The organism is Klenkia brasiliensis, from assembly GCF_900100695.1.
GTDB classification, from domain to species: Bacteria; Actinomycetota; Actinomycetes; order Mycobacteriales; family Geodermatophilaceae; genus Klenkia; species Klenkia brasiliensis.
Genome location: NZ_FNCF01000003.1, coordinates 212,044 through 232,572, shown reverse-complemented (window position 1 = coordinate 232,572; position 20,529 = coordinate 212,044). Strand labels below are relative to the sequence as shown.

24 protein-coding genes are annotated in these 20,529 nt (G+C 75.1%); 13 read left to right on the top strand and 11 right to left on the bottom strand.

The window, feature by feature from the left end; all coding sequences use genetic code 11:
* Positions 1–54: 54 nt before the first annotated feature.
* The 4 genes from BLT39_RS09745 to BLT39_RS09730 form a co-directional block, all read right to left on the bottom strand.
* A complete protein-coding gene (locus BLT39_RS09745) occupies positions 55–519 on the bottom strand; it encodes a hypothetical protein (RefSeq protein ID WP_131801453.1) in 465 nt (154 codons plus the stop codon).
* A 25-nt stretch (positions 520–544) separates the two neighbouring features.
* Positions 545–1,117, bottom strand: coding sequence for a hypothetical protein (locus BLT39_RS09740; RefSeq protein WP_091062224.1), 573 nt, complete (start codon positions 1,115–1,117; stop codon positions 545–547).
* Between the two features lie 24 nt (positions 1,118–1,141).
* On the bottom strand, positions 1,142–1,639 hold the full coding sequence (locus tag BLT39_RS09735) for a hypothetical protein (protein ID WP_131801452.1): 498 nt from the start codon (positions 1,637–1,639) through the stop codon (positions 1,142–1,144).
* Positions 1,640–1,961: 322 nt separating this feature from the next.
* The gene (locus BLT39_RS09730) at positions 1,962–3,821 is read right to left on the bottom strand and encodes an HNH endonuclease signature motif containing protein (RefSeq protein ID WP_091062221.1); all 1,860 of its coding nucleotides are present in this window, start codon (positions 3,819–3,821) and stop codon (positions 1,962–1,964) included.
* Between the two features lie 292 nt (positions 3,822–4,113).
* On the opposite strand from BLT39_RS09730, the gene BLT39_RS22055 reads away from it, so the two are divergent.
* A complete protein-coding gene (locus tag BLT39_RS22055; protein WP_131801451.1) occupies positions 4,114–4,851 on the top strand; it encodes a hypothetical protein in 738 nt (245 codons plus the stop codon).
* Here the strand turns inward: BLT39_RS22055 and BLT39_RS09720 are convergent.
* The gene (locus BLT39_RS09720; RefSeq protein ID WP_242658286.1) at positions 4,750–5,385 is read right to left on the bottom strand and encodes a dihydrofolate reductase family protein; all 636 of its coding nucleotides are present in this window, start codon (positions 5,383–5,385) and stop codon (positions 4,750–4,752) included. The two genes, BLT39_RS22055 and BLT39_RS09720, sit on opposite strands and share 102 nt — an antisense overlap.
* A 21-nt stretch (positions 5,386–5,406) precedes the next feature.
* Entirely contained in the window at positions 5,407–6,555 is a 1,149-nt protein-coding gene (locus tag BLT39_RS09715) for a helix-turn-helix domain-containing protein (RefSeq protein ID WP_207507819.1), read from the bottom strand.
* A 120-nt stretch (positions 6,556–6,675) separates the two neighbouring features.
* Here BLT39_RS09715 and BLT39_RS09710 point away from each other — a divergent pair, with 120 nt between their 5' ends.
* Together BLT39_RS09710 and BLT39_RS09705 are read left to right on the top strand one after the other, a co-directional pair.
* A complete protein-coding gene (locus tag BLT39_RS09710; protein WP_091062212.1) occupies positions 6,676–7,749 on the top strand; it encodes a ferredoxin reductase in 1,074 nt (357 codons plus the stop codon).
* Between the two features lie 23 nt (positions 7,750–7,772).
* Complete coding sequence (locus BLT39_RS09705; protein WP_091062210.1) at positions 7,773–8,996, top strand: fatty acid desaturase family protein; 1,224 nt, start codon at positions 7,773–7,775, stop codon at positions 8,994–8,996.
* 53 nt (positions 8,997–9,049) lie between these two features.
* On the opposite strand, the gene BLT39_RS09700 is transcribed toward BLT39_RS09705, so the two are convergent.
* On the bottom strand, positions 9,050–10,489 hold the full coding sequence (locus BLT39_RS09700; protein WP_091062208.1) for a M1 family metallopeptidase: 1,440 nt from the start codon (positions 10,487–10,489) through the stop codon (positions 9,050–9,052).
* A 133-nt stretch (positions 10,490–10,622) separates the two neighbouring features.
* A complete protein-coding gene (locus BLT39_RS09695) occupies positions 10,623–10,898 on the bottom strand; it encodes an isoamylase early set domain-containing protein (RefSeq protein ID WP_091062206.1) in 276 nt (91 codons plus the stop codon).
* A gap of 181 nt (positions 10,899–11,079) precedes the next feature.
* Between BLT39_RS09695 and BLT39_RS09690 the strand changes: the two genes are divergently transcribed.
* Positions 11,080–11,574, top strand: coding sequence for a GNAT family N-acetyltransferase (locus BLT39_RS09690; RefSeq protein WP_091062204.1), 495 nt, complete (start codon positions 11,080–11,082; stop codon positions 11,572–11,574).
* Here the strand turns inward: BLT39_RS09690 and BLT39_RS09685 are convergent.
* From BLT39_RS09685 to BLT39_RS09675, 3 genes are all read right to left on the bottom strand, one after another.
* Complete coding sequence (locus BLT39_RS09685) at positions 11,562–12,674, bottom strand: spore photoproduct lyase family protein (RefSeq protein WP_242658285.1); 1,113 nt, start codon at positions 12,672–12,674, stop codon at positions 11,562–11,564. The genes BLT39_RS09690 and BLT39_RS09685 overlap by 13 nt on opposite strands.
* 20 nt (positions 12,675–12,694) lie before the next feature.
* A complete protein-coding gene (locus tag BLT39_RS09680) occupies positions 12,695–13,957 on the bottom strand; it encodes an Nramp family divalent metal transporter (RefSeq protein WP_207507818.1) in 1,263 nt (420 codons plus the stop codon).
* Positions 13,958–14,172: 215 nt separating this feature from the next.
* Entirely contained in the window at positions 14,173–14,850 is a 678-nt protein-coding gene (locus BLT39_RS09675) for a response regulator (protein WP_091062201.1), read from the bottom strand.
* Positions 14,851–14,915: 65 nt separating this feature from the next.
* On the opposite strand from BLT39_RS09675, the gene BLT39_RS09670 reads away from it, so the two are divergent.
* The 9 genes from BLT39_RS09670 to BLT39_RS09630 all read left to right on the top strand — a co-directional run bounded on the left by BLT39_RS09670 (position 14,916) and on the right by BLT39_RS09630 (position 20,515).
* Positions 14,916–15,584 carry a sensor histidine kinase gene (locus tag BLT39_RS09670; protein ID WP_091062199.1) on the top strand — a complete coding sequence of 223 codons (669 nt, stop codon included), beginning with the start codon at positions 14,916–14,918 and terminating at the stop codon, positions 15,582–15,584.
* 121 nt (positions 15,585–15,705) lie between these two features.
* Positions 15,706–16,569, top strand: a complete 864-nt coding sequence (locus BLT39_RS09665) for a manganese catalase (protein WP_091062197.1) — start codon at positions 15,706–15,708, stop codon at positions 16,567–16,569.
* A gap of 56 nt (positions 16,570–16,625) precedes the next feature.
* Positions 16,626–16,817 (top strand): hypothetical protein, encoded by a 192-nt coding sequence (locus BLT39_RS09660; protein WP_091062195.1) that lies wholly within the window; start codon positions 16,626–16,628, stop codon positions 16,815–16,817.
* Between the two features lie 14 nt (positions 16,818–16,831).
* Complete coding sequence (locus BLT39_RS22385) at positions 16,832–17,569, top strand: hypothetical protein (protein WP_165640220.1); 738 nt, start codon at positions 16,832–16,834, stop codon at positions 17,567–17,569.
* Complete coding sequence (locus BLT39_RS09650) at positions 17,566–18,078, top strand: phage holin family protein (RefSeq protein ID WP_242658284.1); 513 nt, start codon at positions 17,566–17,568, stop codon at positions 18,076–18,078. Before BLT39_RS22385 ends, BLT39_RS09650 begins: the two co-directional genes overlap by 4 nt.
* Before the next feature lie 19 nt (positions 18,079–18,097).
* Positions 18,098–18,703, top strand: a complete 606-nt coding sequence (locus tag BLT39_RS09645; protein WP_242658283.1) for a DUF3618 domain-containing protein — start codon at positions 18,098–18,100, stop codon at positions 18,701–18,703.
* Entirely contained in the window at positions 18,703–19,146 is a 444-nt protein-coding gene (locus BLT39_RS09640) for a hypothetical protein (RefSeq protein WP_091062962.1), read from the top strand. The genes BLT39_RS09645 and BLT39_RS09640 overlap by 1 nt, the downstream gene beginning before the upstream one ends.
* The gene (locus BLT39_RS09635) at positions 19,143–20,318 is read left to right on the top strand and encodes a zinc-dependent alcohol dehydrogenase (protein ID WP_091062193.1); all 1,176 of its coding nucleotides are present in this window, start codon (positions 19,143–19,145) and stop codon (positions 20,316–20,318) included. Before BLT39_RS09640 ends, BLT39_RS09635 begins: the two co-directional genes overlap by 4 nt.
* On the top strand, positions 20,315–20,515 hold the full coding sequence (locus tag BLT39_RS09630) for a hypothetical protein (protein ID WP_091062190.1): 201 nt from the start codon (positions 20,315–20,317) through the stop codon (positions 20,513–20,515). The genes BLT39_RS09635 and BLT39_RS09630 overlap by 4 nt, the downstream gene beginning before the upstream one ends.
* The last annotated feature ends 14 nt before the right edge of the window (positions 20,516–20,529 follow it).

The window sequence follows — 20,529 nt, the reverse complement described above, 5'->3', positions numbered from 1 at the left end:
GGTCCACGTGCCCCGTCCCCCACCGCGGGATCGTCGCACGCGCTCAGGTGGCGCTCAGCGACCATCCCTCGGCGGCAGGTCCAGCACGACCGGCTCGCCGTCGCCGACACGGATGCGCAGGGCGCGGGCGGCCGCCGGTGGGGCAGGTCGCAGCTCGAGGACGTACCGCCAGGCGTCGTCCTCGTGACCGGCGACGCCCCTCACCCAGCCGTAGGTGGTCCCCACGTCGTCGGTGAGCTCGACGCCCAGGTCTGACAGGTCGTCGGCCGGACGGCGCGGCGGGGGCTCCATCGTGTCGCGCCGTCCGGCGTCCAGGGCCGCACGGACCCGGCGTGCCCAGGCGTCGTGCTCCTCAAGGGACCGCGCGCGGGCGTCGTCGGCCGCCGGGCCGGTGGCCGAGAGGGTGAGGACGACGTCGTCGGCCACCTCGACGGCCACCAGCACGACGAAGGCCCCGCCCGGCAGGCCCAGCACCGGGCGGGGTTCATCGACCAGGGTCGTGCGGCGCGGTTCCGGCACGGGCCGACCGTAGCGGTGTGCGGTGTCAGCGCCCGTCCCACGGGGGGAGGTCGAGGCTCACCTCGTCGCCGTCCCCGAAGCGGAGGCCGAGGCGCGTGGCGTCCGGTGGCGGGGTCGGCCGGAACCGGACGACGACGCGCCACGGGTCGTCCGGGTGCCCGGTCTCGGCACTCGTCGGGGCGTACCGCGTGCCGGCGTGGTCGCGCAGCTGGACCGCACCCACGCCCAGGGCCTCACCCGGGTGGAGCGGCGGGTCCTGCTCGGGGTGCCGACCCCACTGCTCGACGGCAGCGCGGTAGCTCGCCGCGGCGTCGTCCGCCGCCGGACCGGCCGCGGACAGGGTGACGGTGACGTGGTTGGCGAGCTCCACGGCGAGCAGCCGCACGGTGGTGCCGTCCGGGAGCTCCGCGACGGCGCGCGGTGCGTCCAGCAGCTGGAGGCGGCGGACCTGGTGGACGGTGACCAGGAAGACGTGGTCGGGGTCGCTGAAGTCGGCGTGCACGAGCCCGGGGCCGAGTCGTTCCCGGTACTGGTCGGCGTCCTGGTGGTGCTCCCCGTCGAAGCCGAACAGGTCCGTGGCGCGGTCCAGGTCCACCATGCGGCGCACCGTAGCCGCGTGGGGTCAGCCGCCGGCGGTCTCGGCGTGCGCCAGTGTGGTGAGCAGCCGCAGGTGGTGCTCCAGCAGGTCGGGTCGGTGGCCGTCCGGGCGCAGCGCGGCCAGCGCCGTGGGGGTCGCCCAGACCTCGTCGCCGTCGTCGGTGGCGAGCAGCACGGCCTGGGCCTCGGGGACGGCCAGCAGGGCGGCGAGGGACGGTTCGCCGGCGCCGGCCCAGCGCGCCGCCAGGGCTGGGGGGACCTCGACCGCGGGCATCCTGGCCCCGACGGCGAAGCGCGGCAGCCGCCGGGGGTGCAGCTGCCAGTCGGGTCCGGTCCCGGGCCGGCCGACGGCGGTGACGGCCCAGGCGGGGACGACCCCGTGGGCAGTCCGCGTCCGGACGTCGAAGGCGAGCGCGTCCCAGCCCCCCGCTCGCCCGGCATGGATGCCGGTGGGCACGTGCTCGCCGCCGAGGGGCACCGGGGCGCTGCCGAGGAGCTCGCCGATGACCGGGGGTGCGGTCACGGCGGCCGACCAACCGTGGCGAGCGCACCAGGCCCGGACGCCGGCCGAGTCGGTTCGTGAGGCGAACCCGTCGTCGACCACTCCGCGGCTGTGCCCGCGGCCGAGACCGAACCCCGAGCAGTCAGCGGCACCGGCCTGCCGGGCCCGCTCGCCGTGGAACGGGTCGTCGCTCGGCCGCTGCACTCAGCCAGGTTGGCACGCCGCGGCCCCGCCCGTTGGAGCCTCGGCCACGTGGTGCTCCGGTCCCCGGCCCTCTGCCCGGCTGGGGGTGCCCTGGTCGTGGACGGCGGAGGTCACTCCTTTCACCAGCTGTCCACCGGGCTCAGAACGGCGGTGGGTCGGCGACCGGGTCGTGCGGTGGTGGCGCGGGCGTGACGAGGTCGAGGACCTGGTCGACGGCGGGTGGCCGGGTGGTGAGTGCGGTGCCGCCGGGGGTGGTGACGTGCAGGGTGCCGTCGGGGTCGAGGTGGAACCGCCATCCGGGGGCGTGGGTCTTGAGCCGGTGGTGGTGTCGGCAGAGCAGGGCGAGGTTGCGGACGCAGGTCGGTCCGCCCGCATCTGGGTCACGGTGGTCGTAGGGGACGACGTGGTCGGCGTCGCAGGCACTGGCGGTGCGGCGGCAGCCGGGGAAGCGGCAATGCCGGTCGCGGGCCCGCAGGTAGCGGTACTGGGCCGCGGTCGGGGTGTAGCCGTCGGTCGGTGGCGGTGCGCCGAGGCCGGTGCCTGTCCGGGCGGATGCGACGAGGTCGGCAGGGCCGGCGACGGCGAGGAGCCGACCGCGATCGGTGACGGTGATGGCGAGGTCCCCGGCGGCCGGGTCGACGAGGCCGAGGGCGTCGGTGCTGCGCAGCAGCTGCCGCACCGCCGCCGGGGTGACCGGCTGGTCGGCGACGGATCCCACCCCGCCGGCGATGTCATCCCCTACAGCCGTGGAGCGAAGACGAGCAGCACCGTCCTGGGCAGACCGGTCCTGAGCAGATCGGTCCTGAGCAGATCGGTCCTGGGCAGACCGGTCCTGGGCAGACCTGTCCCGGGGCGGCTGGTCCTGGGGAGCTGGTTCCTGGGGACGCCGGGCTCGGGCGGCGTGCTCGGACGCCGTGGCCTCGGGGTGGGTGCCGTCGGCCGCGACGTCCACCTCGGTGGCCTGGTCGTCATGGGCGGCCGGGTCCACAGCGGACGTGTCGTCGGGGACCACGTGACCAGCGGCCGGTTCGACGCCCTCGGTGGTGAGGTCGCGCAGGGCGAGCAGTTGGTCGGGGTCGAAGAGGTCGCGCAGTTCGGCAGTGATGGTCACGTGCGCGACGGCCGGGTCGGGGTGCTCCCACGGCCGGGTGATCAGTGCCTGCAGGACCGCCACCCGGAGCGCCCCGATAGGGCGGGGGTCGCCGTCGGCCTTCAGCTTGCGGGCGTAGGCGTCGAGCTGGGCCCTGAGCAGTGACGCGTCGGCGGACTCGAGGCCGGTGGCCCGGAGCTCAGAGGTGCCGTCCCCAGTCGGGGAGGTGCGCACATCCCCGGCGCGCACCCGCTGCTCGCGCCGGCGGTCGGCGGCCTCGGGGTCCAGGGTCAGCAGACCGGCCTGCAGGCGTTGCCGCAGCGTGGTGGGCGGGCAGCCCCGCTCGGCCCAGCCGATGCCCCGCTCGGCCAGGGCGGTGATGTCGGCGTCGGGGAACGGGCCGCCGACCGCGGTGGCCTGCCAGCGCAGCACCTCGACCATGACCCTGGCGCGGGCCTCGTCGATGCGGCCATCGGCCAGGGCGTGCCACACCCCCGGCAGCTGCCGCACCAGCACCAGTGCGTGCTCCACCAGGTGCCGGGCGGAGGTGACGCTGCACCGCAGCAGCACCGCCAGCTCGTCGGGCAGGAAGTCATCGGCGGCCTGGACCGCCGCCGGGTCCTCGCCGCCGCCGACGTCGGTGCGGGCGCCGGGCAGCAGCGGCAGCGGGTGCGCAGCGCCCTGGGTGGCCTTGCGCTCGATCAGCCCGGCCTCGTAGGCGGCCAGCTCCGACCGCTTGGCCCGCACCGAGGCGATCTCGTCGTCCAGCGCAGCGCCGGTGACCCCGAAGGCCGCCGCGGTCTCGGTGAGCCGGGGGGTGGCCGGGATCGGTGGCAGGTCGGGTGCGACCCAGCCGGCAGGGGTGAACCGGGTGCTCACCTCGACCCGGAACCGCCCCTGGAGTGCCATACGTGCACTTCACCACAGGGGTACGACAGTTCCGGACCTCGTGGAGCGACCGCCCGGCCGGCGAGGCACCAGACGCAGATCGGGTCGGCGCCCCGGTTCGCCGAACCAACCGCCGACCCGGCGGAGTGGCGATCCGACAACGCCCCCGTGTACCGGACCTGGTCCAGCCGCCGGTTCGCGAGGGGTCGTCGGCAGCCCGACCCCGGCGGTCACCCGACCCGGGGGCGATCTGGCGTCCGCGGCGGCGCCGACGGTGCAGGATGCGGTACCGGACCGCATCGGAGGTGGGCTCGTGACCGAGCAGCTGCAGGGCCTACCCGGGCTCGCCCTGCTCTGCGCGCGGGCAGCCCTCGGGGGTCTGCTGTCCGGCGGGTTCGCGGCCTGGGCCTACTACGACGACCTCTTCCGGGAGCTGTCGCACACCTTCGGGCTGTGGATCCTGCTCGTCGTCCTGGTCTCCGCCCGCCGACCGTGGCGCCCGGCCGTGCTCGCGTCCACCACCGGGCTCGCCGTCGCCGTCGCCGCCTTCTACATCGGCAAGGACCTGATGTACGCCCTCGAGTACCCGGGCATGCCCTACGCGGTGAACCTGACGGTGCTCGCCCAGTGGCTGGTCCTGGCCGGCATCGCCGGCCCGCTGCTCGGGTGGGTGTTCTCGCACGTCGGACGCGTCGACCTGCCGGGCACCGGGGCGACCGCCGCTGCGGTCGGGTTGCTGGTGGCCGACGCCGCGCGGCGGACCACCACCCACTCGGCCGACCCGGCCGTCCTGCTGCTCGGTGCCGTGGCGGTCGCCGTCGTCCTGGTCCTCGGCATCCGGACCCGGACCCAGCTGCTGGCGGGGCTGGTCTGCGCCGTCCCCTGCGCCGGCGTCGGGACGGCGCTGGTGTCCGCGCCCGACCTCCTGGAGCAGCTGCTGCTGCAGCGGTCAGCGCCAGAACAGGTGGTGCACGGCGCGGCCGGTGGGGCTGGCGACCTCCTCGTGCCGGTACCGGTCCTCCAGCTCCGCCGGCGAGCTCCACAGCCGTGACCCGGCGCCGATGGTCACCGGCGCGACCGCGACGTGCAGCGTGTCGACCAGCCCGGCGTCCAGGAACGCCCGCACCGACGCAGCACCCCCGCCGAGTCGGACGTCGAGCCCGCCGGCCGCCTCCTCGGCCCAAGCCAGCACCTCGGCCGGCGACCCCGAGACGAAGTGGAACGTGGTCCCGCCGAGGGAGAACGAGGGCCGCAGGTGGTGGGTCCACACGAACACCGGTGTGCCGAACGGCGGCTCGTCGCCCCACCAGCCCTGCCAGGACGTGTCCGTCCAGGGCCCGCGGTGCGGGGAGAACTTGTTGGCCCCCATGATCTCGGCGCCGATCCCGTGGGACCAGTCGCGGGCGAGCACGTCGTCGATGCCCCGGGTGCCCCCGCCGTCGGTCCGGCCGGGGAAGGAGGCGGTCGGGAAGAACCACGCCATCAACGAGGCAGGGTCCGCCGTCCCGAACGGTCGCTCGAGCGACTGCCCCTCGCCGGACCCGAAGCCGTCGGCGGACACGGTGAAGTTCTGCACCCTGAGCACGGCGCCATCCAACCCGCGTCCTCAGGCGAGCGCGAGGGTCAGCTCCAGGACCGTGCGCGGGTCCTCGAGCCGGTCGCCGTACAGCTCGCGCAGCTGACCCATCCGGTAGCGGACGGTCTGCGGGTGCACGAACAGCTCGGCGGCCACCGCGTCGCGGCGGCCGTGGTGCAGCAGCCAGGCGCGCAGGGTCTCGGTGAGCTTCTCCCGGGCGCTCTCGGACAGGTCCTCCAGCGGGGCCAGCGCCGCCGCGCGCAGGTCGGCGAGGGCGTCCTCGTCGGCGTGCAGCACCAGCTCGCACAGCCGCTGCTGGGTGTCCACCGGCACCGCCCCGGGCGCGGTCGGGTCCAGCTCCAGCACCCGGGCAGCCCGCCGGTGCGAGGCCGCGGCGTCCCACCAGGGCCGCGGCGGTCCGACGACTGCCTCCCTGCCCTCCAGTGCGCGCAGCAGCGCACCGCGCGCCGGGCCCTCGGCGTCGGGCACCAGCAGCACCGACACGTCGTCGTCGCCCGGTTGCAGCGTGCGGGAGTCGAGCAGGGGGAGGGCACCGCGCACCCGGGCGGCCGGCAGCAGCACGGCGGTCAGCGTGCGGGGCGGGACCCAGTCGGCCCGCTCGGCGGCGGCCACCAGCTCGTCCTGCGGCGCGGCCGCGAGCAGCCGCAGGCCCAGCTTCTCCAGCAACCTGCTGCGCACCCGGCCGCTGGCCTGCCGCTCGTCGCTGTGGCCGGCGACGCTGGCCGCGGTGAGCGCGTCGATGTAGGCGAAGACCAGCTCGGCGAACCGGGCCAGCTGCGCAGCCGACAGCCCGGCCGCCACGGCACGGTCGGCCAGCCCCCGGAAGGCGACCCGCGCGCCCACCCGGAAGGCGGCCAGCAGCGCGTCCATCGAGCGGCCGCCCCGGGCCTCGCCCCGGCCCAGCCGGTAGGAGGCGTCCAGCGCCGGCTGGATGGGGGTGTCGGCGGCGGCCGCGCCGCGGGTGGTGGCCAGCTCCAGGAACCCGCCCAGCGCCAGCTGCACCGCGTTCTCGATGGTCGCGCTCATGCCGTCGGCGTAGGCGTCGGCGTACGCGGGCACCTCGGCGACGATGGTGGCGACCGTGGCCTCGGCGACCTGCGGCAGCTCGCGGCGGATCGCGCGGGCCACGGTGACCGACAGCGTGCGGGTCTCGGGCACCGGCACCTCCTCGCTGACCGGGGAGTTCCCGGAATCGTTGTTCGTCGGGGGTGAAAAGTACTCCGTGATTCACGTCGAGGGCACAGGTATTCACCCCCCACGACGGGACATCATCGATCCATGACGTCGACCGGACTCGGGCTGCGCGACCGCGTGACGCGCCTCGTGGAGGCCGCCACCACCCCGCTGCTGCCCCGCGACTACCTGGACCTGTTCGCGCCGCTGCGCAGCGGCGCCGACCTGCGCGGCAAGGTCGTGGCCAAGCGGCACGAGACCGCCGACGCCGTCACCGTCGTCATCAGGCCCGGCCGCGGGTGGCGCGAGCACGTGCCCGGCCAGTACATCCGCATCGGGGTCGACGTCGACGGCGTCCGGCAGTGGCGGGCCTACTCGGTCACCTCCGACCGGGCGGCCACCGACGGCACCATCAGCATCTGCGTCAAGGCCATCCCCGACGGCAAGGTCAGCAACCACGTCGTCCGCGAGCTCCGGCCGGGCACCGTCATCCAGCTCGACCAGGCCACCGGCGAGTTCACCCTCCCCGCGCAGCGGCCGGCCAAGGCGCTGTTCGTCACCGCCGGCTCCGGCATCACCCCGGTGATGGGCATGCTGCGCAACCACCTCGACGAGCTGCCCGACGCCGTCCTGGTGCACTCCGCGCCGACGGCGCAGGACGTCGTGTTCGGCGACGAGCTGCGCGCCCTGGCCGCCTCCGGCCGGCTGCGGCTGGTCGAGCGGCACACCGAGCGCGACGGCTTCCTCAAGCCCGCCGAGCTGGCCGAGCTCGTGCCCGACCTGCACGAGCGCACCACCTGGGCCTGCGGCCCGGCCGGGCTGCTGGAGTCGCTCGAGGAGCACTGGGCCGCCGAGGGCATCGCCGACCAGCTGCTCATCGAGCAGTTCCGCCCGCGGGTGCTCGTCACCGGCGAGGGCGGCGCGGTGACCTACAACAAGACCGGCACCACCGTGGAGTCCGACGGCGCGACGCCGATCCTGGACGCCGCCGAGGAGGCCGGGCTGATCATGCCCAGCGGCTGCCGGATGGGGATCTGCTACGGCTGCGTCCTGCCGCTGCGCGAGGGCGCCGTCCGCGACATCCGCAACGGCGAGCTGACCGTGGCCGCCCCCGGTGACGGCGTGCTCGTGCAGACCTGCATCAGCGCCGCCGCCGGCGCCTGCGACATCGACCACTGACCCCCGACGACGAGGAGAAGCACGTGACCGCCCTGCAGAAGAAGTCCGACAACCCCGTCGCCCACCTGTCGGCCGCCGACGTCGAGGAGATCGGCCGCCGGCTGGACGCCATCCGCCAGGAGGTCGTCGACAGCCGCGGCGCCGACGACGCCGCCTACATCCGCAAGGTCATCGACGTCCAGCGCAAGCTCGAGCTCGCCAGCCGCGCGGTGCTGCTGCTGTCGAAGTTCCCCCCGGCCTGGATCATCGGGACGGCGGGCCTGAGCGTGGCCAAGATCCTCGAGAACATGGAGATCGGCCACAACATCCTGCACGGCCAGTGGGACTGGATGCGCGACCCGAAGATCCACTCCACGACGTGGGAGTGGGACATGGCCAGCCCCGCCGAGCAGTGGAAGCACTCGCACAACGAGCTGCACCACACCTACACCAACGTGATCGGCAAGGACAACGACCTCGGCTACGGGATCATGCGGGTCGACGAGGACCAGAAGTGGATCCCGCTGTACCTGGCCCAGCCGCTGTGGAACTTCGTCAACGCCTGCTTCTTCGAGTACGGCATCGCCGCCTACGACCTGGAGCTGGGCAAGAACCTGGCCACCGAGGAGCGGCGCAACGACCCGAAGTTCAAGGCCGCCGCCAAGCAGGTGCTCAAGAAGATCCGCAAGCAGGCCACCAAGGACTACCTGGTGCACCCCGCGCTGTCCGGCCCCAGCTTCGTGCCCACCCTGGCCGCCAACTTCGTCGCCAACCTGGTGCGCAACCTGTGGTCGCACTCGGTGATCATGTGCGGGCACTTCCCCGAGGGCGTCGAGACCTACGAGAAGACCTCCATCGACGGCGAGACCCGCGGTGAGTGGTACCTGCGGCAGATGCTCGGCTCGGCCAACATCTCCGGCTCGAAGGCCATGCACGTGATGACCGGCAACCTGTCCCACCAGGTCGAGCACCACCTGTTCCCGGACCTGCCGAGCAACCGGTACGCCGAGATCGCGCCGAAGGTGAAGGCGATCTTCGACGAGTACGGCCTGCGCTACCACACCGCGTCGCTGCCCAAGCAGGTCGCGAGCGCCTGGCACAAGGTCTTCCGGCTGTCGCTGCCCAACGGCTGGATGGCCGCGACCACCCCGGCGAACGCCCCGAAGCAGGTGGCCCAGCTCTACAAGCTGACCACCGGCGGCCCCAAGGTCCGCCGCGCCTACGACCGCGCGCAGCGCGCCCAGGCCGAGCAGGCCCTCGCCGCCTGACCGACCCGGCACCGGAGCCCCCCACCCGTCCGCGGGTGGGGGGCTCCGTCGTGTCAGTACCCGGACGGCTTGGCCGGGGTGTCGATCCAGTCGGTGAAGAACTGGCCCAGGTCCTGACCGGTGACCTGCTCGGCCAGCGCCACGAAGTCGGCGGTCGAGACCGACCCGTCGGCGTTCTCCGTGGTCCAGCGGCGGAGCACCTGGAAGAAGGCGTCGTCGCCGACCCGGGTGCGCAGCGCCTGCAGGGCGGCGGCCCCGCGGTCGTAGGTGGCGGCGTCGAACAGGTCCGCCGCACCCGGGTCGCCCGGGGCCACCGACCAGAAGTCGTCGCCGGCGTCGATCCCGTAGACCGCGTCGTACTGCTCCTGCGGGGTCGGGCCGCCGCGCGAGGCCGACCACAGCCACTGCGCGTACGTCGCGAAGCCCTCGTTGAGCCAGATGTCGCGCCAGGTGTCGGGCGTGACGGAGTCGCCGACCCACTGGTGGGCCAGCTCGTGCGCGACGGTGTCCTCCGAGGCGTAGCCGGAGTAGACCGGCCGGGTCTGCGTCTCCAGGGCGTAGCCCACCGAGTCGTCGTCCACGATGGAGCCGGTCGAGGTGAACGGGTAGGGCCCGAAGACGCCCTCGAAGAACGCGACCATGTCCGGCTGCAGGGCCAGCGACGCCCGGGTCACCTCCAGCGCCCGCCCGGTGACGTCGGCGTCCACGAAGTCCAGGACCGGCAGCCCGCCCGGACCCGTCGACGTGGTCTGCACGAAGTCCCCGATGGACGCCGTCGACAGGTAGCTGGCCATCGGGTCCGACGCCCGCCACGTCCACGTCGTCCGGCCGTCCGCGGTGACCGGCAGTCCGACCGGCTCGCCGTTGGCGACGGCGGTCAGGCCCTCGGGCACGGTGATGGCGAAGGTGTAGGTCGCCTTGTCGGTGATGGCGTCGTTCACCGGGTACCAGGTCGAGGCCCCCTCGGGCTCGTTGGCCACCAGGGCGCCGTCGGCGGTCGACGTCCAGCCGTAGTTCGCGCCCTCGATGTCGAGGGGCTGACCGGGCACGCCGCCGTAGACCACGGTCACGGTGTGCTGGGTGCCGGCCCGCAGCTTCGGTGCGGCCTGCACCACGAGCTCGCCGCCGCGGCCGTCCTCGGGCGGCGGGGTCTGGGCGAACCGGGCCGGCTTCCCGTCCACCGACACCGCGGTGGCGGTGAGCCCGCGCAGGTCCAGGCTGAGGCTGCGGAGGTCCTGGGTCGCGGTGAGCGTCACGGTGGCGGTGCCGTCGAGCCGGCCGCTCGCCGGGTCGTAGGCCAGCTCCAGGTCGTAGTCGGCGACGTCGTAGCCGCCGTTGCCCGCGTTCGGGAAGTACAGGTCGGTGGAGGTGGTGGCGCCGTCGACCCAGCGCGGGCCGGGGCCGCCGGGGGCGGCGTGGGCGGCTCCGGCGCCGCCGAGGACGAGGGCGGCGGCGAGGACCACGGCGGGCGCCGCGGCGCGGGGTGCGTGCATCGGGAGGTCCCTCCTGGGGGTCGGCTGTGGGCCGGTCCTGAGGGACGCTAACCAAGAACGGGCCCGGGCGGCAGTCCCCGGACGCACGCGAGCCCCCCGCCCGGGACCGGGTGGGGGGCTCGCGCGGGACGGCTCAGAGGTGCAGCAGCGAGCCCTGCTCGTCGTGCGCGTGCGCGGTCGGGTCGTCCAGCCACACGCCGCCGTCGGCGAGGTAGCGGAAGCGGACGGGCTCGCCGGCGGGCAGCTTCACCACGACGCTGCGGGTGCCGTTGCTGCGCTTCTTCAGCGTGTGGGTGCCGGGCGTCCAGCCGTTGAAGTCACCGACGACGGAGACCGGGCCGGGCACGGCCTGCTCCTCGAGGGCGAAGGTGACGGCGACGTCGGAGGGGGACTTCTTGAGACGGATCACGGTGTTCTCCGGGGATGCGGTGGGCGCGGGGGGAAGGTCGGTCCGGGCTTCGGCGGCCGGTCCTGCGGCGGTGTCCACGAACCTAGGGACGGCGGGGGGACCGGTCCGCTCGCCACACCGGCGGCCACGCCGATTCGGGACCTGTGTGACGGGTGGGGAAGGCGGGCTACCGTCGCGCTCCGTGACCTTCGTCGTGGAGCCCGCCCAGGAGACCGACTTCCCGGCCATCGCCGACCTGACGGTCACGACCTACACGTCGCAGGGCTGGGCCGGCCCGGAGTACCAGGTGCAGCTCGCCGACGTCGCCGGCCGCGCGGCGAAGTCGCAGCTGCTGGTGGCCCGGTCCGACGGCGCCCTGGTGGGCAGCGTCGCGCTGGTGCTGGACGGCGAGTTCGGCGAGGTCACCGAGGGCCCGGACGAGGCCGCGTTCCGGATGCTGGTCGTCGACCCCGCCGCGCGCGGGCAGGGGATCGGCGAGGCGCTGGTCCGGGCCTGCCTGCAGCGGGCCGCCGCGGCGGGGAAGACCGCCGTGGTGCTGTCCACCGACCCGCGGATGCACGCCGCGCACCGGCTCTACGAGCGGCTGGGCTTCATCCGGCTGCCCGAGCGGGACTGGTCGCCGCTGCCGGGCATCGACCTGATGGTCTACCGGCTGCCGCTGCCTCAGAACGCGTAGCGCACCGTCAGCCAGGGCGCGTGCTGGTCGATCAGCGCGCGCAGCCGGGCCACCGCGGCCCGCTTCACGTCGACCCGGTACCGCACGTTGACCTGGCCGTTCTGGGAGACCTTGGGCTCCTGCAGGTCCGGCCGCCACAGCGCCGCCTCGGCCTGCGGGTGCCAGCCCAGGTTCACCTCGTGCAGGGCCTCGTTGTGGGTCAGCATGATGACCTCGGCGGCGGCCTGGTCGCGGGTGGCCGGGGCCAGCACGTCCGACAGCTGCTGCAGCAGCGCCGTCCAGTCGGCTTCCCACCCCTCGCGCAGGACGACGGGGGACAGGTTGAGGTGCACCTCGTAGCCGGCGGCGACGAAGTCGTCGGCCGCGGCGATGCGGTCGGCCACCCGGCTGGTCCGGATGTCCAGCAGCCGGGCGTCGGTGTCGGGCATGACCGAGAACCGGATGCGGGTGCGCCCGCGGGGGTCGAGCTCCAGCAGCTGCCGGTTGACCCACTTGGTCGCGAAGGAGGCCTTGGCCGTCGGCAGCTCGGCGAAGGTGGCGACCAGGTCGGCCACGTTGTCGCTGACCACGGCGTCCACCGAGCAGTCGCCGTTCTCGCCGATGTCGTAGACCCACGCGGCCGGGTCGCACTGGTCGGGCTCGGGCTTGGGGCCCAGCTTCGCGACGTGCCGGCGCAGGTGGGCGGTGATCTGGTCGATGTTCGTGAAGACGGTGATCGGGTTGGCGTAGCCCTTGCGACGCGGCACGTAGCAGTAGGCGCAGGCCATCGCGCAGCCGTTGGCCGTCGACGGCGCGATCCAGTTCGCCGACCGGCCGTTCTCCCGGGTGGCGATCGACTTCTTCACGCCCAGCACCAGGTTCTCGGTCTTCACCCGCACCCAGCGGTCGACGTTGCCGGCGTTGCCGTGCAGCTCGGGCACCGCCCAGTGGCTGGCCACCTCGACCACCTCGGCGGCGGGGAACCGGGCCAGCACCTGCCGGCCCCGCGGGGAGGCCGCCGCCGCCGGCTCGGCCCAGATCCGCCGGACGTCGAGCAGCGGGTGCTGCACCGGGGTCTCCGCGGCGGCCTCGAGGTCGTCGAACAGGCTGGGCTGGGTCACCGGACCCATCGTGCCCCGGATCAGGTCAGCACGTCGGCGACGAGCCAGGCGTTGAGCGCGGTGACCGCGACCGCCACGGCGACCGCGGCCGCCGTCGTCGTCCACCGGTTGACCCAGGCGCCCATCACCGAGCGGCGGGCGGTCAGCCACACCAGGGGCACCAGCGCGAACGGGATGCCGAAGCTGAGCACCACCTGGGACCAGACCAGCGCGGTGGTGGGGTCGGCGCCCCAGACCAGCAGCCCGACGGCCGGGGCGACGGTGATCGTGCGGCGCAGCAGCACCGGGATGCTGCGCTGCAGGAACCCGGCCATCACCACCTGCCCGGCGTGCGTGCCGACCGAGGACGCCGCGAACCCCGAGGCCAGCAGGGCCAGCGCGAAGGCGATGGACGCGCCCTGGCCCGACCGCTCCGCGAGCCCGGCGTGCACGCTCTCCAGGCTCTGCTCGCCCTGCCCGGCGAACAGACCTGCCGCGACCACCAGCAGGATGGCGTTGACCAGCCCGGCCAGCAGCATGGCCAGCAGCACGTCGGTCCGCTGCGCCCGCAGCAGCCGGCCGCGGCCGGACCGGGTGCGGGCGGCCTCGCGGACGTCGCCGTAGCGGCCCGGGGTCAGCGCGGAGTGCACGTAGACCACGTGCGGCATGACCGTGGCGCCCAGGATGCCGACGGCCAGGACGGCGGCGTCCCCGGTCAGCGGCGTGGGCGCGAGCCCGGCGACGACGCCCGCGGGGTCCACCCCGGCGTCGACCATCGTGTAGCCGAACCCGGCGGCGATGACCAGCAGGCAGCCGGTGACGGCCCGCTCGAAGGGCCGGTGCCCGAACCGCTGCAGGCCCAGCAGCGCGAACGCGACCACGGCGGTGATCACCCCGCCGACCGGCAGCGGGACGCCGAAGAGCAGGTTCAGCGCCACCGCGCCGCCGACGATCTCGGCCAGGTCGGTGGCGATGGCGACCACCTCGGCCTGCGCCCACAGCGCCCTGGTCACCGGGCGCGGCAGGGTGAGCCGGCACAGCGTGGCCAGGTCCCGGCCGGTGGCCAGGCCGAGCTTGGCGGTCAGCGTCTGCACCAGGACCGCGAGGACGTTCGCCGCGACCACCACCCACAGCAGCGTGTAGCCGAACGACGCCCCGGCGGTGGCGTTGGTGGCCACGTTGCCCGGGTCGACGTAGGCGATCGCGGCGACGAACGCCGGTCCGAGCATCGGCCAGAGCCGGCCGCGCCGCCGGGGCGGGGCGGGGGGCGGCAGGACGGCGGCCTCGGCGCGGCTCAGGAACACCGTCCTGCTCTGCCCGGGGCGGGGGCCCGCCGGGGCCGACCGTGGCCCCCGCGGGCCAAACCTCCGCCGCCGGGACTGGCCCCCACGGGCCAAGGTCGCGCGTCCGGTGGCGGGCCGGCCCGGCGTGCCCTGGACTCGGGGGCGACCAGGGAGGGTCCAGCCAGCGGCCGCCGCACCTCGCCGCCCCGGGAGCCCCGATGCCTGCAGCCCCGCCGTCAGCCGTCCGTCGTCAGGCCCACCCGCCCGGCCAGGGCCGCCGCCTCGGTGCGGCTGGACACCCGCAGCTGCCGCAGCAGCCCGGCCACCAGCCGCTTCGCCGTCCGTTCCGAGACGTGCAGGGAGACGGCGATGTCCATGGTCGACGTGCCGGCGGCGACCAGCCGCCACAGCCGCCGGTCGTCGGCGGACAACCGCCCCAGCACCCCGCGGTCCTCCCGGGGGGCGGCGTCGGCGAGCAGCCGGCGCAGCAGGGTCGACGGCATCACCGACCAGCCCTGCAGCAGGGCCAGCAGCGGGGGCACCAGGGTCTCGGGCTCGCCGGTCTTGGGCAGGAACGCCTCGGCCCCGGCGCGCAGCGACTCCAGCTGCTCCTCCTCGTCGGCCGTGCCCGACAGCGCCACCACCCGCACCCCGGGGGCCGCGCGGCGGATGGCCGCGATGGCGCGCAGCCCGCCGGGCGGGGGCATGGCGAGGTCCACCAGGGCCAGGTCGGCCTGCTCGCGGCGGACCAGCGCCGCGGCGGCGGAGGCGTCGTCGGTGCAGCCGACGACCCGCACCCGGCCCCGGCTCACCGGCGGCAGGAGGGCGGCCAGGCCGCGGCTGAACAAGGGGTGGTCGTCGACCAGGACGACGTCGACGGGTCGGTCGTGCGGGCCGGTGTGCTGCTCGGTCATGCCTCACCTGCAGGTACGGGCGGCCCCCGGCTGTGCTCGCCGGTGCCGCCGGGGGAGGTGTATCCGTGACCATCGGCCTCGACACACCAGCTCCCCGGTGGTTCCGGCGCCGCCGGCCCAGCGTCACCGACGAGCAGGCCGTGCTGCGCGCGCTGTGCCACGACCTGGGCACCCCGCTGGCCTCCCTGCAGGCGCTGCTGGGCCACCTCGACGTGGAGCGCGAGGACGCCGACGCCCTCGCCGGGCTGGCCCTCGAGCAGGCCGACAGCCTGGTCTCGATGCTGCGGACGGCGGTGGCCACCGGCGGGGCGCTCCCGTCGGGCGGGTGGCCGCGGCCGCTGGTGGACGTCGTCCGGGCCAGCCTGCAGGCCTCCGGGCTGCCGCCGCGGCAGGTCCGGCTGTCCGTGGCGCCCGCGGCGGGCGACGTCCGGGTGGGCGACGCCCGCGTGCAGCGGATCCTGACCAACCTGCTGGAGAACGCGCACCGGCACGGCGCCGGCCGGCCGGTCACCCTCGCCGTGGGCGCGCGGCCCCGGTGGGCGCGGCTGGTGGTCACCCAGGCCGGCGTCCCCGAGCGGGTGGTGGCCCACCTGCACGCCGACCAGCCCCCGGCGGACCTCACCGGGCTGGGCCTGTGGTCGGTGCAGCGGCAGGCCCACGAGCTGGGCGGACGGGTCACCTGCCACCGGGACGACGCCGGGCTCAGCGTGGTGGTCGACCTGCCCGACCGCTGAACCGGGCCCGCCGGGGCCACCGACCGGCCCCGGCGGGCCACCGGGGGTGGGGAGTGAGGGGTCGAGGCCGCGACGCGGTGCTCGTCACCCGAGCCCCACCCCAGCGCACCGAGGAGAGCCCGTGTTCACCCACACCCACGCCCTGCAGTTCGAGGCCAAGCCCGACGGTCCCGACCCGGACTTCGCCCGCAAGATGCAGGAGGTCCTGGGCGGTCAGTGGGGCGAGATGACCGTCGCCACCCAGTACCTGCTCCAGGGCTGGAACTGCCGGCTGCCCGGCAAGTACAAGGACATGCTCCTGGCGATCGGCACCGAGGAGCTCGCCCACGTCGAGATGATCGTGACGATGATCGACCGGCTGCTGGACCACGCGCCGCTCAAGCCCGACGCCGCCGACCGCACCAAGGAGGCGGCGGCCGGCTACGGCCAGCACAACCCGCAGCACCTGATCGCCAACGGCTCCGGCGCCTCCTACATGGACAGCATGGGCAACCCGTGGAGCGGGGCCTACGTCACCGCCAGCGGCAACCTGTTCGCCGACTTCTCCTACAACGCCACCGCCGAGATGCAGGGCCGGCTGCAGGTCGCCCGGCTGTGGAACATGACCGACGACCACGGCGTCAAGGACCTGCTCCGCTTCCTGCTCACCCGCGACCACATGCACCAGCAGCAGTGGCTGGCCGCGATGGAGGAGCTCAAGGCCGACGGCCTGGACGGCATCCCCGTCCCGGAGGCCTTCCCGCTGGAGGAGGAGCTCCCCGAGTTCGCCTACACCTTCATCGACGCCTCCGACGGCCCCGACGCCGCCAGCGGCCGCTGGGCGAACGGCCCCGCCCTGGACGGCACCGACAACCAGCTCACCGCCGCCCCGATCGCCGCGCACGCCGACGCGCCGATCCTGCCGCCGGGTGACCCGCGGCTGTTCGGCACCCCGCCGGTCCCGGGGGAGTCGCTGCTGCAGAAGGCCAAGGACGCGCTCAAGTAGCCACCCGCGCCGGGCCCCGCGGGGCCCGGCGCCCTCCCGAAGGAAGAGGTGCCCCCATGCCCGCTCCCCGGACCCTGCCCCTGGCGGTGACGTTGCTCTTGGCCGTGCTGGCCGCCGTCCTCGCGCCCGGGGTGGCCACCGTCGCCGCCGCCCTCGTGGCCGCCGGCGTGCTCTACCGGCTGGTCGCGATCCACCGCCTCCGCGCCGTCCACGAAGCCCCCGTGCCCGTCCCCGCCGTCACCGGCTGACCGAAGGAGATCCCGTGTCGCACTCCCTGGACCCCACGAACGGGTCCGACCCGTCCACCACCGACGTCGCCAAGGGCGAGGCGGCCGAGGTCGGCCACACCGCCGCCGGTGCCGCCCAGCAGGTCGCCGGCACCGCCGCCGACCAGGCGAAGGAGGTCGCCGGCGAGGCCCGGCGGCAGGCCACCGACCTGCTCCAGCAGGGCCGCGGCCAGGCCACCGAGCAGGCCCGCGCCGGCCAGCAGAAGGCCGCCGAGAGCCTGGGCGCGCTGGCCGACGAGCTGCGGTCGCTGACCAACGGCGAGGGCGGATCGGGCCCGGCCACCGACCTGCTGCGGCAGGCCACCGACCGGGTCGAGGGCTTCGCGGCGCACCTGCGCGACCGCGAGCCCGGTGACCTGCTGGAGGACGTCCGCGGCTTCGCCCGTCGCCGGCCGGGCGCCTTCCTGCTCGGCGCGGCCGTGGCCGGCGTGCTCGCCGGCCGGCTCACCACCGGCGTCGTCGCCGCGCACAAGGAGGGAACCGCCCCCGGTTCGACCTCCGGGGGGACCCCGCCGCACGACGTGCGCACCGGCACCGGGCCGCTGCCGGGTGCGGGCACCGCCGTGCCGGCCGTGGCGCCCGCCTACGAGCCGGTGGTGGAGCCCGCCGTGCCCCCGGCCACCGGACCCGGCTACGACCCGGTCACCGGCTACAGCCCGGTCCCGCCGTCGCCCTACGCGTCCGACCAGCCGCTGGGGGGTGGCCAGGCGTGAGCACCCCCTACCCGGGCGGCGCCCACGGTGCGGTCCCCGGCGGCGCCCCCGGCGTCAGCCCGACCGACGTCAGCGCGGCCGCCGCGCCGCACGGAGGGATGGGCCGGCAGACCGAGGACGGCCACCCCGACGTCGAGGGCGTCTCGGTCGGCGAGCTGATCGGCGAGGTCAGCCGCGACCTGTCCACCCTGATGCGCCAGGAGCTCGCGCTGGCCAAGGCCGAGCTGACCGTGGAGGCCAAGAAGGCCGGCGCCGGCGCCGGGATGCTCGGCGGCGCCGGCTACGCCGGTCACCTGACCGTGCTGTTCCTCAGCCTCGCGCTGTGGGCCGGGTTGGCCAGCGCGATGCCCGCGGGCTGGGCGGCGCTGATCGTCGCCGCGGTGTGGGCCGTCGTCGCCGCCGTCCTGTTCGTCGTCGGCCGCGGCCGGCTCAAGCAGGTCAACCCCAAGCCCGAGCGGACGGTGGAGACCCTGCAGCGGGTCCCCGACGCCGTCACCCCCCGTTCCTGACACCCGAGAGGACCCCACGATGACCAGCAGCAGCGAACCGGTGACCAGCAACGACCCCGACGTCATCCGGCAGCAGATCGAGGCCACCCGCGCCGACCTCGGCTACGACGTCGACGCGCTCAACGAGAAGGTCAACCCCGCCCGGGTGGTCGACCGCCGGGTCACCCGCACCAAGCAGGCCGTGGACGACCTGCGCGGCCGGGTGTTCGGCTCGGACTCCTCGTCGTCGGCCGGCGGGGTCACCGCCCGGGCGCACGACGCCGCCCAGGGCATCGCCCAGGCACCCGACGCCGCCGTGCAGGGCGCCCGCGGCAACCCGGTGGCAGCCGGGCTGATCGCCTTCGGCGTCGGCTGGCTGGTCTCCTCCCTGCTGCCCACCAGCCAGAAGGAGAAGGAGCTCGCCGCGCAGGCCGAGCAGGCCGCCCAGCCCCTGCTGGAGAACGCCAAGCAGGTCGCGCAGGACGCCGCCCAGCAGCTGCAGCCCGCTGCGCAGGACGCGCTGCAGTCGGTGCAGTCGACCGCGCAGGACGCGGTGCAGACCGTCAAGGAGGAGGGCCAGTCCGCCGCGGGCGACGTGCAGGGCCAGGCGCAGCAGGCCAAGGAGAACGTGCAGGACTCGCGGTGATGGACCGCCTCCTGCGGCAGGCGGCCGGGCTCGGGGGTGCCGCGCTGGGGAAGCTGCAGCACACCCGCATCCCCGGCGTCGGGCAGGCCTCGACCACCGAGCCGGCCGACGTGGCCGCCCGGCGCTGGCGGGCGGTCACCGTGTTCCGGGACGACCTGGCCGGCCCGTTCCCCGAGCTCGAGGCCCTCGGCCCCGACCTCGAGGTGCGGATGCAGCCGGCGGCCGGCGGCCGCGGCACCGAGCTGTACGGCCGGTTCCACGGCACGCCGGACGCCGACCGCATCGGCGAGCTGCGGGCGGCGCTCCGGCGCACCAAGCAGCTCGCCGAGGTGGGCGAGGTGCTGCGGGTCGACCCGGCGACGCACGGCACCCGCAGGCCGACGCCGCAGGGGGCCGCGCTGGAGGGCGCGGCCGCCCGCGCACCCCGGGAGGGAGTGCTGTGAAGGCCGCGATCTGGGCCGGGGTCGACGAGGTCACCGTGGAGGACGTGCCCGAGCCGCAGCTGCTCAACGACCACGACGTGCTGCTGCGCATCCACAAGACGGTCACCTGCGGCTCGGACCTGCACCTGATCGGCGGCTACATCCCGGCGATGCGGTCCGGCGACGTGCTGGGCCACGAGTTCCTCGGGACCGTCGTGGAGAAGGGCCGGGCGGTCCAGCGGGTGCAGGTCGGCGACCGGGTCGTCGTCCCGTCCTTCGTGGCCTGCGGGTCGTGCTGGTACTGCTCGCAGGAGCTGTACTCCCTGTGCGACAACGGCAACCCCGACCCGGGCATCACCGAGGGCCTGTGGGGCCAGAGCCCGGGCGGTTGCTTCGGCTACTCGCACGCCATGGGCGGCTACGCCGGCAGCCACGCCGAGTACATGCGGGTGCCCTACGCCGACGTCGGCTGCTTCGTCGTCCCCGACGGGGTCTCCGACACCCGGGCGCTGTTCGCCTCGGACTCGGTGACCACCGGCTGGACCGGCGCGCACCTGGGCGGCACCCAGCCCGGGGACGTCGTCGCGGTGTGGGGCGCCGGCGCGGTGGGCCAGATGGCCGCGCGGGCGGCGATGCTGCTGGGCGCCGAGCAGGTGGTGGTCATCGACCGGCTGCCCGAGCGGCTGGCGCAGGTGCGCACGCACATCGGCGCCGAGGCGGTCGACTTCTCCACCACCGACGTCGTCGCCGAGCTGCGGGAGCGGACCGGCGGCCGCGGGCCCGACGTGTGCATCGAGGCGGTCGGCATGGAGGCGCACAGCACCGGTGTGCAGGGCGCCTTCGACCAGGTCAAGCAGCAGCTGCGGCTGCAGACCGACCGGCCCTCGGCGGTGCGGGAGGCCATCCGGGCCTGCCGCAAGGGCGGCAGCGTGTTCGTGCTCGGCGTCTACGCGGGCATGGTCGACAAGTTCCCGCTGGGCGCCCTGATGAACAAGGGGTTGACCGTGCGCGGGGCGCAGCAGCACGGCCAGCGCTACGTCCCGGAGATCCTGGCCCACATGGAGAGCGGGGCGCTCACCACCGAGCACCTGGCCACCCACACCATGCCGCTGTCGCAGGCGGCGGAGGGCTACCGGATCTTCAAGGCCAAGGAGGACGGCTGCGTCCGGACCGTCTTCGAGCCGGGCTCGTGAGCGAGGACCCGCGGCGGGGGGAGCAGGGCCGGTTCTCCCGCCGCACCGGCCGCGCCTACGTGCTCGGGGTGGTGGTGCTGGCCGTCGTGGTCGTCCTCGGGGTGCTGCTGGGCGTCGGCCGCTGCGCGCCCGGCACCCCGGACGAGGACACCTCGAGCGCCGTCGTGGTGGAGCAGGTCCGACCCGGACCGGTGTGAGACCGCTAACATCC